20 protein-coding genes are annotated in these 14,773 nt (G+C 38.5%); 17 read left to right on the forward strand and 3 right to left on the reverse strand.

What is annotated here, in order from left to right; genetic code table 11:
* The first annotated feature begins 97 nt into the window (after positions 1-97).
* From AC4HCY_RS01955 to AC4HCY_RS01965, 3 genes are all read left to right on the forward strand, one after another.
* Positions 98-964, forward strand: a complete 867-nt coding sequence (locus tag AC4HCY_RS01955) for a PhzF family phenazine biosynthesis protein (RefSeq protein WP_323432725.1) — start codon at positions 98-100, stop codon at positions 962-964.
* 266 nt (positions 965-1,230) lie between these two features.
* A complete protein-coding gene (locus tag AC4HCY_RS01960; RefSeq protein WP_323432724.1) occupies positions 1,231-1,728 on the forward strand; it encodes a DUF4446 family protein in 498 nt (165 codons plus the stop codon).
* A 46-nt stretch (positions 1,729-1,774) separates the two neighbouring features.
* Entirely contained in the window at positions 1,775-2,056 is a 282-nt protein-coding gene (locus tag AC4HCY_RS01965) for a YkuS family protein (protein WP_323432723.1), read from the forward strand.
* 193 nt (positions 2,057-2,249) lie between these two features.
* Here the strand turns inward: AC4HCY_RS01965 and yyaC are convergent, their stop codons facing one another.
* A complete protein-coding gene (yyaC, locus tag AC4HCY_RS01970; RefSeq protein ID WP_323432722.1) occupies positions 2,250-2,867 on the reverse strand; it encodes a spore protease YyaC in 618 nt (205 codons plus the stop codon).
* Between the two features lie 373 nt (positions 2,868-3,240).
* Here yyaC and AC4HCY_RS01975 point away from each other — a divergent pair, with 373 nt between their 5' ends.
* Genes AC4HCY_RS01975 through AC4HCY_RS01985 form a run of 3 tightly spaced genes read left to right on the forward strand, consistent with a single transcriptional unit; the run spans position 3,241 to position 5,584 of the window.
* A complete protein-coding gene (locus AC4HCY_RS01975; protein WP_491095272.1) occupies positions 3,241-4,326 on the forward strand; it encodes a DUF5711 family protein in 1,086 nt (361 codons plus the stop codon).
* 8 nt (positions 4,327-4,334) lie between these two features.
* The gene (locus AC4HCY_RS01980; RefSeq protein WP_323432720.1) at positions 4,335-4,940 is read left to right on the forward strand and encodes a CvpA family protein; all 606 of its coding nucleotides are present in this window, start codon (positions 4,335-4,337) and stop codon (positions 4,938-4,940) included.
* 11 nt (positions 4,941-4,951) lie between these two features.
* A complete protein-coding gene (locus AC4HCY_RS01985; protein WP_491095273.1) occupies positions 4,952-5,584 on the forward strand; it encodes a hypothetical protein in 633 nt (210 codons plus the stop codon).
* Here AC4HCY_RS01985 and AC4HCY_RS01990 read toward each other — a convergent pair.
* Together AC4HCY_RS01990 and AC4HCY_RS01995 are read right to left on the reverse strand one after the other, a co-directional pair.
* Positions 5,581-6,744, reverse strand: a complete 1,164-nt coding sequence (locus AC4HCY_RS01990) for a DUF4097 family beta strand repeat-containing protein (protein ID WP_491095274.1) — start codon at positions 6,742-6,744, stop codon at positions 5,581-5,583. The two genes, AC4HCY_RS01985 and AC4HCY_RS01990, sit on opposite strands and share 4 nt — an antisense overlap.
* Before the next feature lie 14 nt (positions 6,745-6,758).
* Positions 6,759-7,121, reverse strand: a complete 363-nt coding sequence (locus tag AC4HCY_RS01995; protein WP_323432717.1) for a DUF2089 domain-containing protein — start codon at positions 7,119-7,121, stop codon at positions 6,759-6,761.
* Between the two features lie 317 nt (positions 7,122-7,438).
* Between AC4HCY_RS01995 and yedF the strand changes: the two genes are divergently transcribed.
* The 11 genes from yedF to rplI all read left to right on the forward strand — a co-directional run bounded on the left by yedF (position 7,439) and on the right by rplI (position 14,759).
* Positions 7,439-7,975, forward strand: coding sequence for a sulfurtransferase-like selenium metabolism protein YedF (gene yedF, locus AC4HCY_RS02000; protein WP_491096067.1), 537 nt, complete (start codon positions 7,439-7,441; stop codon positions 7,973-7,975).
* Positions 7,976-8,342: 367 nt separating this feature from the next.
* Positions 8,343-8,588, forward strand: coding sequence for an NUDIX hydrolase (locus tag AC4HCY_RS02005; protein ID WP_491095275.1), 246 nt, complete (start codon positions 8,343-8,345; stop codon positions 8,586-8,588).
* 47 nt (positions 8,589-8,635) lie between these two features.
* Positions 8,636-9,490 carry a mechanosensitive ion channel family protein gene (locus tag AC4HCY_RS02010; protein WP_323432714.1) on the forward strand — a complete coding sequence of 285 codons (855 nt, stop codon included), beginning with the start codon at positions 8,636-8,638 and terminating at the stop codon, positions 9,488-9,490.
* 78 nt (positions 9,491-9,568) lie between these two features.
* A complete protein-coding gene (locus AC4HCY_RS02015) occupies positions 9,569-9,793 on the forward strand; it encodes a DUF951 domain-containing protein (RefSeq protein WP_255229212.1) in 225 nt (74 codons plus the stop codon).
* Between the two features lie 94 nt (positions 9,794-9,887).
* Positions 9,888-10,172 carry a 30S ribosomal protein S6 gene (rpsF, locus tag AC4HCY_RS02020; protein ID WP_323432713.1) on the forward strand — a complete coding sequence of 95 codons (285 nt, stop codon included), beginning with the start codon at positions 9,888-9,890 and terminating at the stop codon, positions 10,170-10,172.
* A gap of 20 nt (positions 10,173-10,192) precedes the next feature.
* Complete coding sequence (locus AC4HCY_RS02025; protein WP_323432712.1) at positions 10,193-10,600, forward strand: single-stranded DNA-binding protein; 408 nt, start codon at positions 10,193-10,195, stop codon at positions 10,598-10,600.
* Between the two features lie 60 nt (positions 10,601-10,660).
* Complete coding sequence (gene rpsR, locus AC4HCY_RS02030) at positions 10,661-10,876, forward strand: 30S ribosomal protein S18 (RefSeq protein WP_323432738.1); 216 nt, start codon at positions 10,661-10,663, stop codon at positions 10,874-10,876.
* 146 nt (positions 10,877-11,022) lie between these two features.
* Positions 11,023-11,337: a MazG-like family protein gene (locus AC4HCY_RS02035; RefSeq protein ID WP_323432711.1), complete on the forward strand. Its 315-nt coding sequence runs from the start codon at positions 11,023-11,025 to the stop codon at positions 11,335-11,337.
* Between the two features lie 10 nt (positions 11,338-11,347).
* Positions 11,348-12,316, forward strand: a complete 969-nt coding sequence (locus tag AC4HCY_RS02040) for a YybS family protein (RefSeq protein WP_491095276.1) — start codon at positions 11,348-11,350, stop codon at positions 12,314-12,316.
* Positions 12,313-14,313, forward strand: coding sequence for a DHH family phosphoesterase (locus tag AC4HCY_RS02045; RefSeq protein ID WP_491095277.1), 2,001 nt, complete (start codon positions 12,313-12,315; stop codon positions 14,311-14,313). Before AC4HCY_RS02040 ends, AC4HCY_RS02045 begins: the two co-directional genes overlap by 4 nt.
* Entirely contained in the window at positions 14,313-14,759 is a 447-nt protein-coding gene (gene rplI / locus AC4HCY_RS02050; protein ID WP_323432708.1) for a 50S ribosomal protein L9, read from the forward strand. The genes AC4HCY_RS02045 and rplI overlap by 1 nt, the downstream gene beginning before the upstream one ends.
* Positions 14,760-14,773 lie beyond the last annotated feature (14 nt).

Raw genomic sequence — 14,773 nt, forward strand, 5'->3', positions numbered from 1 at the left:
TGCCTTTAGAGACGTTTTAATCAGGCGAATAATAATAAAACACCATAACAAGAAAAACTTCGTTACAAGCCAAAATTTTGGGTTTGGAGGTGATTTCATGAAACAATATATTTTGAGCTCCTTTATTTCAAAGTTTGGAGGAGGAAATAAGGCTGCGGTTGTTTTTGACGATATAGGATTAAATGAGAAAGATATGAAAGCCATAGCCAGATATAATAATTTTTCAGAAACAGCCTTCATAAGCATTAAAGAATCCTGTTATCCGGATTTTAAGATAAGATATTTTACTCCTGAGGAAGAAGTCGATATATGCGGCCATGCTGCTCTGGCTTCCTTTTTCATTCTTTATAAGCTTGGATATCTGGAAAAGGAAGAAGCTTATCATTTGACTAAAGCAGGAAAGCTGAAAGCAATAAAAAGAGAAGATATATTTTATATACAGATGAAAGAGCCGGAGATAGTTGGTTTCGCTGATGCCGGAGATATTGAAAAGATTACGACTCTTAAAGAGCAAGATATAATAACAGATATAAATGGAAAAATATCGATAGTCTCTACAGGCCTAAAAGATGCTATAATTGAAGTCGGTTCTATGCAAGCTTTAAAGGATATGAGCATAAAAAAGGAAGAGATGATCGCCTTCTGCAGGAGTAAAAACATAGTAGGAGCTCATGTTGTTTCACGTGAAACAATTGAAAAGGACTCAGATTTTTCCTGCAGAAACTTTGCTCCCGCAGTGGGCATAGATGAGGAATCGGCAACAGGAACCTCCAATGCTTCTTTGATATACTACATAAAAACTATGGCAAAAGAAAAAATAGAAAAGACTTCATTCAAAATAGAGCAAGGCTATTTCATGGACAGTCCCAGTAATATTTTTGTATATGCTGATGAAAAAACAAAGACAGAGATATATGTAGGCGGAAGAGCGCAAATCCTTGAATCCCAAGAGCTGAGCTGTTGATGTTTCACGTGAAACATTACCCTAGAGCTAAGGATTCAGAACTCAGGGTACAGGAGCTAGGGTTGGCGCTGGGGTCAGGAGGACGGGAACACGGATTGGCACGGAATCTTTCACGGATTTTCACGGTGGGGGTTTAATGGTTATGCTGGCTGATAAACGCTGCACGCGAGTTTTGGCGCAACCCTATGCAGGCTTACAAAGTCTTAGTCCTGGAGCTTCCGCAATCGTTATCAGTCAACACAACTCAGATAAGACGAGGTGATAACATGAACTTATTAGAGTTAATAAACAATAATTATATAATGAGCTTAATATTTGCATCAGCCATTTTGATATTGCTGATCTGGAATATTATCCTCTCAGTCAGCTTGGTGAGGGCTAGAAGCAGATATAAGAAGATGATGAGAGGAAGCTCAAACAAAAATTTGGAGCAGATGATGGCTGATTATATGTCGAGCATTGATACTACAGTGGGAAGGATTGAAATTCTCAACCAGGATATGGTTCATCTCAAGGAACAAACCGACAGATGCATTCAGAAGTTTAATATTATAAGATATAATGCTTTTGCTGAAGCCGGTTCTGATCTGAGCTATTCGATTGCGATGCTGGACAATTATAACAATGGAGCGATTATTACATCCATATATGGAAGGAATGAAACTGTGACCTATGCTAAGCCTGTTGAAAGCGGTGCTTCGAGATATCCGTTATCTGTAGAGGAAGAATTGGTTCTTGACAGGTGCATAAAAAGCAGAAGATAGTATAATACCATCTCCGGGAAGGGATAATAACCCTGGAGGTGGTATTATGGTTATTGCGGTGGAAAAGGGATTGGAAAGATTGAAGGAGCAATTAGAAAGCAGGGGCTATGAATGCTTTTATATAGGGGAAAACCATGTGGCAGATGCAGTAATATATAAGGATAAGGATAATCATCCGTATTTTGAAGTAAATAAATTTTCTATTACAAATATGCTGAGCTCATATAGCGATTCACCCCATGGAGCTCTTTTGATCAACGCGGGGAACAAAAGCATAGATGAGATAGTAAACATACTTACGCGCAGGACATATAGCCCATTGCTTTGATGGGGGCGGAAACCACTGATTACAATTAAAAAGGAGTATGCCGTCATTATGAGCGCCAGCAAAGAATCATATATACAGATGAATGCTTTGCTTCATTTTGCTTAGTTAAGAATGACAGAGATTGTTTTTACTCAATTATGGTGAATTATAAATTGGCTGCAAATAGCATTTTATATATAAAGGTTTGATACTGTCACCCTTCAGTGATTTTTTGCGAAATTTCAGTGTCTTTCGGTGGTTTTCCTAATCTCCTGACCTCTGAATTAAAGTGTTTCCATAGACTGTATCGTATGCCGCCGGATATCACATTTGCCAGATTCATCACCAAGCTAAGGCGGGTGTTTTGAAGGACCATTACCTCCATGAAGCCGCATACATTCACAATGCCTGTTACGCTTATATTTCCTACTGAAGGCAAAGCTTTATTCACTCCTGCTCCTGGGAAAAGAGGGCCTTCCCTGACGCTGATAAATCCTACTCTATCGATTTTCCCCAAGCAAGCATCTATAGCGATTACAAAGGGGTTCGGGAAGAGATTCAGCTTACCTATGTAATCCTTCAAATTCTTGGCATGGACAGGCTCATCCAAAGAACCGTATATATGCACATTTTTCAGTTTCATATCTTTAAGCTTATGTCCTACCAATGGACCAAGGCAATCGCCGGTTGATCTGTCGGTACCGATGCAAAGCAGTACGGTATCGGTGTAACCATCATTGTAGCTTTTCTTGAAAATTTCTTCGAAATAGCTCGAAAAATAGATAAAAGAAAAAGGCTTAGAAACATCTACGGATTTTTCGTATAAGCTCATATCATGTACTCCTTAACGCATTCTGTTGTGCAGGTTGATTCCGGACATCCATTTTGCTTACTGATGCCATAAGCTTTTTCAAACTGTAAGAATCCATCAAGCCGGCACAACGAGTCCAATTATTCTAAAATAAAGTATTTCCCAAAAACCATTTTTAAATACAGTGATGAAATGACAAACTCCGTTGAAAAGCGCATCAGTAGAAAAAATTTCTGCTGATGCGTTATAAAATGATATAATTAAATTATATAGCTGGTGCGTGGGGCCAACATATCGCTTAATCTGTTTTGCGGTGTTAATAGGCATATAAATTCAATACATTTTAAGGAAACTTCTTTTGATAATTTACGTATATACATTGGGGGTAAGATAAATGATAAAAAAAAGAGCTTTTCCCTATTTGATCTTGATCATTGCCATACTCTTTTTTATAGTTTTGCTTATGTTTAAAAATTTTTTCTATGGCGGAAATGTGTCAATGGACGATGTAAAACGGCTTGGGGTTCAACAAGAGCTCATTCCCATATCAAATGATAGTACGCTGTTTACTTATGGCGGTATTATGATAGAGGGTGAAAAGTCAAATTTGCGGGCAAGAAATATGGAAGGAACCATACTTTGGACCATAAAGCTGAAAGGCAATGTGAGCAGCATCATTGGCTGCGGCAAAGACATTGTTGTAAATATAAATAACAGGAGCATCGCCACTATATCCAAATCCGGTGAAGTGTTGTGGCAATATGAGCTTGCAGTACCTGCATCCAATATACTTTCTTCAGATAGCGGACTGCTTATGATTCAATATAAAGAAGATGCATATAATTCCTTCGAAATATTCAGCATGAAAGGAGTCAGGAACTGCAAAGCGGCTATAGGCAGCGCCCATGTGATTTCCTTTGACGGAATAACCGGAAAGAGCTATACGGTTTCTCTGCTGGATGCTTCCTCCAGCAAGGTGGTTACAAAGATAGCTACATATAACAACAAGGGTGAGATATTATGGGCAAATAATTTTGAAGATATGCTGGTATCAAAGATAAAATACAACAATAAGGGAGATTTGGTTGCTATATCTGAAAGCTCAATCAAAAAATTCAGATCAGATGGGAAGCTGGTTAAAAATCTGGACTTTTCCAACCCTTTGCTCAAGGTATCCGCAGGTAATGACATCATAGTATCGATAGTAAAAAATACAGGATTTTACGATGTATTTATCCATGATTACAATTTAAAGCAAATTGGCTCAGCTGCTGTTAAAACAAAGCCTGACGGTATTTTCGCAGGTAAGAATTATTTCCTGCTTTATGATAAGGACAATTTGACATTATCGGGCAGGCAGGGAAAGATGCTGGCTGTATATGAATCAAATATTGACATAAACAGCACATACATAAATAATGATTCGGACATATATATAATTTCCAACAGGAAGCTTCAAAGGCTTACCTTTCAAAAGTAGGTGATTTTATGAACTGGGTAGATTATATTATTGTGTCAATAATCGCAATAGGAGTTCTATATGGGGCTGCAAGAGGCTTGATACATGGGCTGTTCAGCATAGGAGGGCTGATAGTATCGATCATTGCAGCTAAGAAATACAGCGGGCTTGTTGCAGAAGCTTTGGTAGCGTATACGGGCATAGAAAATAAGCTGCTGGAGTTCATTCAAAAAAATAAGATTACAGAAGCATTTGCTTTTTCTTTGCCTGTAGAGAAAGGCTTTGATGATCTATACCAGTACATAACCATGGTAATAATAAACTGTATAGCGCTGCTTTTGGCATTTATGGCTGTACGTATATGCATGCTGCTCCTTGAAGCTTTGCTTAAAGGAGTGTTTAGGCTTCCCGTTCTTAGCACCATTAATCACAGCGGCGGCGCAATACTTGGGCTGGTTCAATCTGTACTGATTTTGTTATTCATATATGCCATATTTATACCCATTGCATCTGTAGAAAAATTTAACTTTATGCAGCAGGCCATAGAGGCTTCATTGCTATCAAAGTATTTCTATAAATATAATTTTATGATGAGTTGGGCATTGGATACGGCCTTGAATATATTTATTGATTAGGAGTGATTTCAGTGAACAAGAGACGTTCCGTTTTAGGTGTGCTTTTGATATTGATCGGCATCTCTGCTATTTTAAAAAATTTGGGAGTAATGCCCGGTAATTCTTTTGTACTGTTTGGGGGCATATTCCTATTATATTTATGGTATACAAAAAGACAGCAGATTTTTTTGGCTTTGGGGTCCTTGGCTGTATTCTCAGGAGTCTTATCTTTGATTCAGGATCTGGGGATCTTTCGCTTCAGAATGTCTGGTGAACTGATGCTGTTGGCCCTGGGCATATTGTTTTTGTTCTTCTATTATACCAAAGGGATTTTTGGCTTTGTATTTCCCGGAGCTATATTGATTTCTTTGGCCGGATATGTATTCCTCATGGAAAATTTCAATTCAGCAAAGCTGTGGACAAGCTACTTCCTCTTGCTGGGGTTTGCATTCTACTTGATATATTTCATCGCTTTTTATGAAAGAAGCAGCTGGCCTTTGATAGTCGGTACTATTCTAAATCTTCTGGGCATCGTTTTTCTGGCCTTCAGCTATGGACTGCTGAACTGGAAGCTTTATCAATATTATAATTATATCTGGCCCATATTATTGATCCTGATAGGCGTATTATTATTGATGAAGATTTTCAACGGGAGGTCCCGTTAATCATCAGCAATATTGATCGATGAATTAGAGGTAGAGGCATCGATCAATATTTTTTTGCCTGAGGCTTCATAGCCGCTGCTGATCACGGAAGCTTCAGCCTTCATATTGCCATTCCTCCTATCAATCATATAAGAGTCCCCAAGTTCCGGTATATTGATGTTGCCAAGAGAGGTTCTGGCATTGATTTTATATCCGGAGCTATTATTTTTTGGAAGGCTTATTTTTATTTTTCCGTTGGAGGTTTGAAGCGTATATCCAGCCTCCCCGTCATTTATAGAATCAAAGCGGCTTAAATATATGCTTCCGTTGCTTGTATTGGATTTCAATATGTCAAAGCATGAATCCTCCAGCTCAATATTGCTGTTTGAGGTATCAATTGCAGCATAAGTTGCTTTGGACCCTGAAACAATGATCTTGCTGTTGTTCGTCTTTGCATTAAGTTTGACAAAGCTTGAATCCAAGACTTCGATTTTAGCATTGGAAGTATTGCAGTGCAAGATTTCGCCCTTTAGGTTTTCTATTCGGCATTTAGAGTTGCTTGTTTCGATTTCCAAGCTGTCTATATATTGAGGAACTCTAACTTCCAATGCACCCCAGGCTTTTGTGGGGAAATCCGTACTGATGAAGATCACGCCGTTTTCGTACTTGGCGGATATATACTTGTCGATATCGGCATCCTCAAAGAACAGGTTCAGCTTCATGCTGACGGAGACTTCAGGCTTATCCGCAGGGGCGGCCGATACGGATAAGTTTTGAGTTCTGAGCACCACCCTTAGATTATCATTATTTTCAACGGGAAAAGAATAATTTTTGGATATGGTCTTGTACATCTCGGTGTTATTAAAGCCTGTGCTGATATAGTTGACCATCTTGTCTGCAAATTTGACTGCAGCTTCTGCAAAATCCGTGCTCACATTTTCAACCTTCGATACAAAATCAGGGCCGAACTTATCTGCCAGCTCCTCAGCTTTTTTGCTGAACTTGTTTATAGTGTCATTGAATTTATTGCTTGAATAGGTTTGCTCCGTTTTAAATTCCTTTGAGGAGCTTTTTTCTGATGCAGCTGTATTGCTTTCTATGGAGCTTAGAAGCTTTAATGCTTCTTCAGAAGTTATTTTGCCCTCTTCAAGCATTTTGAGAATCATCATTTTTTCATCCATTAAACTTAGACCTCCTAATCATTCATCATCTTTATTGCCTCTTCGGCAGTGATCTCTCCGTTATAGAGCTTTTGAAGCACATCCTTTTTGTATTCTGGTTCTTCCGGTTGGCTTTTGTAACCCAAAGCTTCAATAAGGTTCTCAAGCTTGTTTTTCACCGTAGGATATGAGATCCCCATTTCTCTTTCAATTTCCTTTATATTTCCTCTATTCTTGATGAAGATCTCGGCAAATTCTTTTTGCTCTTTTGTGATCAGGCAAAATCTGCACAGATTAAAATGGCCTTCGATGGATGTACCGCAGCTTTTGCAATTAAGCTTCACTACTTCTAAATCTTTAGAGCATACAGGACACTTTCCTAAAACCTCTTTTTTCATTAAATCAACTCCTGATAGCAATGTATTCCACTTAATGTAGGTCAATAATTTAATTTTATTTTACACCTAAATTTAAATATGTCAATACAAATATTAATATTATTAAGATATTACATCGATGATATTAACATTTTTAAAAAATAAATTAATATAGAGATTATCTATGGACTATTATAGAGCTATCGAATAATTCTATAGTTATTATGCTACCAATAAAATTGAGGTAATATATAATTGTTATATAAGATTTAGCTGAGGAGGGAAAAAAGGTGAAAGAAATTGATGCTAGAGGATTAAAATGTCCGGAGCCTGTTATAATGACGAAGAAAGCTCTGGAAGCGATAGAAGAAGGTGTTGTGCTTTCTATTGTTGATAATATTACTGCTAAGGAAAATGTGAGCAGGTTGGCTGCCAATTTGAGTTTGGAATATGAAATAGAAGAAAAGGACGGCTGCTTCTATATTTCAATAAATAAGGTTAAGGATGATAAACAAAACACTAATGCCAAGACCAATGATGATATAGCTATAGTGATCACAACGGATAAGCTCGGCAGCGGAAATGATGAGCTGGGCAAGGTGCTGATGAAAAGCTATCTTTATGCGTTGACGGAATCATCACCTATGCCGAAGTCCATGATTTTTCTAAATGGAGGAGTAAAGCTTACTACAGAAGGCGCAGAGGCTTTAGATAATCTTGTGAAGCTGAGTGAAGCAGGAGTTGAAATAGTAAGCTGCGGTACTTGCCTGGATTTTTATGGCCTCAAAGAAAAGCTTAAGGTAGGCGTAGCCGGAAATATGTATTCCATTGTAGAAAAAATGAATGGGGCAGGAAAAGTGATCAATATTGGGTAAGTAAAGGATTTTAGGGTCAGAGAAGCAATCTATGTATAAGCTATGTAAAATATTTGTAATTCTTCATTTATATAATGTAAAATTATATAAATGAAGAATTTTATTTTATGGTGAAATATTTGGTATTCAATTTTGGAGAGGGAATATAAATATGGATAGACATTTTACAGTTTCGGTATTTATTATTAATAAAGATAAAGTGTTATTTCACTTACATAAAAAGGCTAAAAAAATGCTTCCTTTGGGTGGCCATATAGAAGTTAATGAATTACCCGAATAAGCATGTATTCGTGAAGCACATGAAGAATCAGGACTGGAAATAAGTCTATATAGTCCAGTTAACGAAGAACTAAAAAAATCATGTGCATTGGTAGGAGAAAAATTATTAATAAATCCTATGCACACAATTTTTGGTGAAATATCTCCAGAGCATTGTCATATAGACTTTGTTTATTATGCAACTGCAAAATCTTATGAAACAAGACCGGCCGATGGAGAATCTAATTTGTTCAAGTGGTACACTAAAGAAGAATTGGAAAATGCTGATGATATTCAAGAAAATATTTTAACGATGGCTAGTGAAGCGTTAGAATTATTAGGTGAAAAATGCTAAAATTAAATATAGCCGCAAAAATGCTGATCGATTAGTGAGGTAAAGATATGAAACAACTGAAAATGAAGATAATAAGCTTCCTCGCCGAAATGGGGTCTTTCAATGTATACTTATCTGCAGCTTTGAAGATACTCTTTATAATCATCTTTTGGCGCATCATAAATGCTGTTTTGAACAAGGTAATAAATAATTTTTTTAAGCTTTCACCCAGGCTCAGAATGGATGAAAAGAAGTCTAACACCTTATCGGGTTTGATGAAAAGCATAATAAGGTATACAATTTATATAATAATGGCGATATCCGTGCTCAATGTGCTGAACATACCTACTCAGTCCATATTGGCAGCCGCCGGATTGGGAGGTCTGGCCCTTGGCTTTGGAGCTCAAAATCTTGTAAAGGATGTGATATCAGGATTTTTTATACTGTTTGAGGATCAATATGCGGTTGGAGATTATGTATCTATAGGTCCAGCCACAGGAAATGTGGAAGACATAGGTTTGAGGATAACAAAAATAAGAGCTTTCAATGGGGATTTGCACATAATACCCAATGGGGAGATTAAAACAGTTATAAATCATAGCCGTGGTAATTCACTGGCAATCATAGATATCAGCATTGCTTATGAAGCTGATGCGGATAAAGCGATAAGCATTTTGAAGGATATAGGCAGCAGCTTTTATGAGAATAATAGAGATAGGGTTATAGAACCGCCGGAAGTTCTGGGTATAATCAGCTTTGGAGAATCGGATGCAAAGATAAGGATGATAATGAAAACGGCTTCTTTAAAGCACTGGTCTGTAGAGAGAGAAATGAGAAAGATAGTAAAAGAAGCTTTTCGCAAAGAAAATATCGAGGTACCTTATCCGAGAAGAGTGTACATAAGCCGGTCTGATAAGGCGTGATGGAATGTCGAAGGGGAGTGCATTTTATGCGTTCCGGATATATAAATGCACTCAATAAGGAATGATTGGAGGGTAAATATGTATTATCCGAAAAAATATAGTGTTGGAGATATTGTTGAGACCAGAAAAGGGCACCCTTGCGGCAGCAACCAGTGGGAAGTGACAAGGGTAGGTGCTGACTTTAAGATCAAATGCCTGGGATGCGGCAGGGTAGTCATGCTTCCCAGAGTAAAATTTGAAAAGTCTGTAAAAAAAGTAATAAAATCTGTCCAGCCAGAAGAAAATATTGAGATAGACAGTTGATATAAACAACCGGTAATGGTATAATATTATGGCGTAAATTCCTCGCTCTGCGAGAGCAGGGCCGTTAGTCCGTGGGGAGGAGGTGAATATTATTATGAATTTATATGAAACAATTTACATCATAAAGCCTGATGTAGAAGAAGAGGCTTTAAAGCCCATTGTAGAAAAGTTCAAAGCTCTTATTGAAGTAAACGGAGAGTTTGAAACGATCGACGATTGGGGCAAGAGAAAGCTTGCTTATCCTATCGAAGATTACACAGAAGGCTATTATGTTTACATGAAGTATAAAGCAGGAAGCGAAATTCCAAGAGAGTTGGATAGAGTATTCGGTATAACTGAAGACATACTCAGACATCTTATAGTAAAAATTGAAAAATAACAAAGGGCGGTGTAAATAGTATGAATAAAGTTGCTCTTGTTGGCAGATTGACCAGAGACCCTGAAATAAGGTACACTCCCGACAATCAAATGGCTATAACCAGGTTTACTGTTGCAGTTGATAGAGCCTTTAAAAGAGACGGTCAACAGACTGCCGACTTTTTACCTATCGTGGTTTTTGGCAAAATAGCAGAGAATGTTCATAAATATATGGGCAAGGGTAGGTTGGTGTCAGTATCAGGGAGGCTTCAGTCCAGAACTTGGGATGACCAGGAAGGCAAGCGCCATTATTCGTATGAGGTAGTCGCTGATGAAGTTGGATTTTTGGATAGAGCCTCTGATTCAAGGAACCAGGCGGGACAAAGCGGTTTTGGCCTTGAGACAGAAGATTTCCATCCTGTAGACGAGGAAGACGATCTTCCATTTTAGTATGGATAGGAGGGAACAGTTTTGAATAGACGTGGAAATTCAGCCGGTGGCGGCGGAAAAATGCGTAAGCCGAAGAAGCGTGTTTGCAACTTTTGCATTGACAAGGTTGAATCAATAGATTATAAAGATGTAAATAAACTGCGCAGATATGTATCTGAAAGAGGAAAGATCATACCCAGAAGAATTTCAGGCAACTGTGCAAAGCATCAAAGACAGCTTACTCTGGCAGTTAAGAGAGCAAGGAACATTGCCTTGCTGCCTTTTACAGCAGAATAGAATTTAACCCGGGATAAAAACCTGGGTTTTTTCTTTTGTTGTACACAAAAGCCGGGTGTGCTATTATAATAATTAACATTGGCAGTATAATAGAAATATGCATATGATAGCTTGATCACATATGGCATGGATGAGGGGGGAGCGCATTGCAAAAGGAAACTGATATTACGAGAAATATCAGAATAATCGAGTTCTTAAAAAGTGAGCTTTTGACATCTGCGGCATCATTACATCAGATACTGCTCAAGGGCAGCAAGGCAAGCCGTGATGCCCTTTTGGACATATTGGCGAACCTGGTAATGGTTACATATATATTAGGGAAACGCCTTGGATTATCTTATGGAGTAATTGATTCTAAAATAATGGACAAAATAAAAATCGGCATGCTTGAAGAGCATGAAACAGAGAAATGGTATGGTGACCTATCAGACCTTTCCGATTATTTGCAGAAACATAGATAAGAGGTGCATAATGAAAAATAGTATGAATACAAAAGCCTTGGTGGAAGGCGCTATCTTTGCTTCCGTAACAGCAGCTTTGGGAATAATGGTCTACTATATGCCTTTGCTCTCATTGATAGGTATGTTTTGGGCGACCCCTATAATAATCATCGGATTCAGGAATGGATTTAAGGTCAGCTTTATATCTGCAGCGGTAGCCGGAGCAATTGTTTCCATATTTACAGAGCCCTTCGGCGGCCTATATCTTTTTATGGTGTTTGGAATATCGGGTATTGTTATGGGCTGGCTGATGAACAAAAAGGTAAGTCCCAGTGTAAATATCACCGTCTCCGGTCTGGTGTTGGCCCTATGCTCCGTTTTTGGAATACTGTTTGGTTTTTTTATAGCCGGCCAATCAGCCGCTCAGGTTATAGAGCAGCTTATGAAAATTATGAACGAATCTATAGATACGACAGTAAGCCTTTATAAGTCAATGGGGATATCGGAGGATCAGTTGAACAGCATTGTGACGATGATGAAGGAAGGCATAACGGCCATGCAATACATAATACCCACATTATTTCTTATGAACGGCATGCTGTTTTCATTTATCAATTTCAAGGCCGTAAAGATGATACTTGGAAGGATGAAATATCAGATAGAAGATGTGAAGCCCTTTTCGCAATGGAGGCTTCCGGATAACTTTTCTCTGGGCATGCTGGTAATAGTGCTTTTGACAATGATGGCTTCATACTTGCATATACCTAATATTCAAACGGTTCAGATAAACATAATCTATATTGTAAGGTGGGTGTTTACCATCGTAGGGTTGTCTGCCGCTTCATTCTTTCTGGAAAAATACAAGGTGGCCAGGCCCTTTAAGGTGTTTATACTTATATTTTTATTTCTTACCCTATCCAATTACCTTACGATTATCGGACTTATTGATGCGATTTTCAATTTTAGAAAATTAGATAAAAGGCATATCGGGGGGATATGATGAAAGGCAGATTTTTTTACAGGATGATATTGCCTGACTCCAATATCTATCTATGGATAATAGGTGTCGGTATATTGATCATCGGCTACTATAATCTGTTTATAGGATTGCTGGGGGCAATACTGTTGCTCTATCTCATTTACTACAATGTTAAGCAAAAAACTCAAAAAAAGGAGGAGCTCAGGCTCTATATCGAAAAGCTGTCGGAAAGTGTGGACTTTGCAACAAAAAATGCCATACTGAATTTGCCGTTTCCTTTGGTGATTTCTGATGACGAGGGTAATATCAGCTGGTACAATTCGCTATTTCTGGAGATATTCCAGGGCGATTATCTGCTGGATAAGAAGGTGGATACATATTTACCGGGCTATGATACAGAAATCATTTTAAAAGAGGAAAAGAAGGAATTCAGGAACACAAAAGTCAAAGACAGGTATTATGATTTGCATTGTGAGCCCTTTAATGTATCAGAAGATGGCAAGGATAAAAGGATCATAATTACATACTTGGTTGATAAAACTGAATACATGAATCTCAAGAACAGGTATCTTGAGGAAAAAAATGTGGTTGCCATATTGGAAGTCGATAATCTGGATGAAGTCTTAAAGGATGTGGAGGAAGCATCCGAACCGGTGATATTGGCTGATCTGGATAGGATCATCGGCTCTTGGGCGGCAATAAACAATGCATCGATACAGAAGTATTTCAACGGAGAATACATACTTCATTTTAATCAAAAACAGCTCACTTTAATGGAAGAAAAACGCTTTGAAATATTGGATACGGTAAGGGAGATAAACTCAGGCAATAAAATCCCTTTGACTCTCAGCATAGGTGTGGGAGTAAACGGGAAAACCCATGCAGAGCTTCAGAAATTTGCCAAGAGCGCTATGGATATAGCATTGGGGCGCGGCGGCGATCAGGCGGTAGTGAAAAATTATGATAAGCTTTCTTTCTACGGTGGTAAATCAAAGGCTGTAGAAAAGAGGACCAGAGTCAAAGCCAGGGTAATAGCCTACGCATTGAGACAGCTCATTGAGCAGTCTCAGGATGTGCTCATAATGGGCCATGAGATGCCGGACTTGGATTGCATGGGTGCTTCTTTGGGAATATATAGATGTTGTAAAAATCATAATAAGCCGGTTAGAATAGTATTGGACGGAGTTAACGCAGGTATAGATAATCTATGGGCAGAGCTTAGGGAAGATAGGGAATATGACGATACCTTCATAAAAAGAAATGACGCCATGGCCATTGCAAGCAAGGGTACTCTTCTTATAGTGGTGGATGTTCACAGGCCAAGCTTCACTGTTGAGCCCCTTTTGATTGAGAAGGTGGAGAAAAAGGTAATAATAGACCATCACCGCAGAGGCACGGAATTTATAGATGATGCAGTGCTCACATATATAGAACCTTATGCGTCCTCTACAAGCGAGCTAGTAACCGAGATACTTCAGTACATGTTTGAAAAGCCTAAGATCAAGCAGATTGAAGCAGAAGCATTGCTGGCAGGTATTTTTATAGATACCAAGAATTTTTCATTCCAGACCGGAGTGAGAACCTTTGAAGCCGCATCCTTCTTGAGGAGGGCAGGAGCTGATACTACTTTGACCAGGCAGCTGTTCCAGGACAATATGGATACTTTCTTGGCGAGAGCCCAGGTTGTAAAAAATGCGCAAATGTATAAAAACAATATTGCTATTTCAGTTATATCAAAGCATATAGACAATCCTGCTCTAATAGCTGCTCAGGCGGCAGATGAACTATTGAACATAAAAGGGATCAACGCTTCTTTTGTGCTGTCCGAGATAGAAAACTACATATTTATCAGCGGCAGATCCCTGGGGGATATAAATGTGCAGGTAGTATTGGAGAAGCTTGGCGGCGGCGGACATTTGACAGTAGCGGGTGCCCAGCTTTCAGACATAGATATGGAGGAAGCCATAGCTTTGGTCAAGAAAGCGGTTGATGAATATATAAAGGAAGGTGAGAGATAATGAAAGTCGTTCTCTTGCAAGATGTAAAATCTCTTGGGAAAAAAGATGATATAGTAAATGTGAGTGATGGTTACGCCAGGAATTATTTATTTCCAAGGAAGCTTGCTGCGGAAGCTACTGCAGGCAAGCTGAATGAGATCTCCGACAAAAAAAGCTCATTGGAGAATAAAAAGAAGAAAGAGCTGGAGGAAGCTAAGGCATTGGCCGAGAGACTGAGCAAGATTGAGCTTGTGATCAAGACAAAGGCCGGTGTCAACGGAAAGCTTTTTGGCTCCATCACCGGCAAGGATATCGCAGAAATCATAAAGCAAAAACATAAAATTGAAATAGATAAAAAGAAGATAGTGCTGGATGATGCCATAAAGGCATTGGGGACCCAAGATGTAGAAGTAAAGGTTTATCCGGAAGTATCGGCAAAAATCAAAGTAACAGTTACAGAAGAATAAGGAAGAGGGATCAA

This window comes from Lutispora sp. QWL-02, from assembly GCF_058315355.1.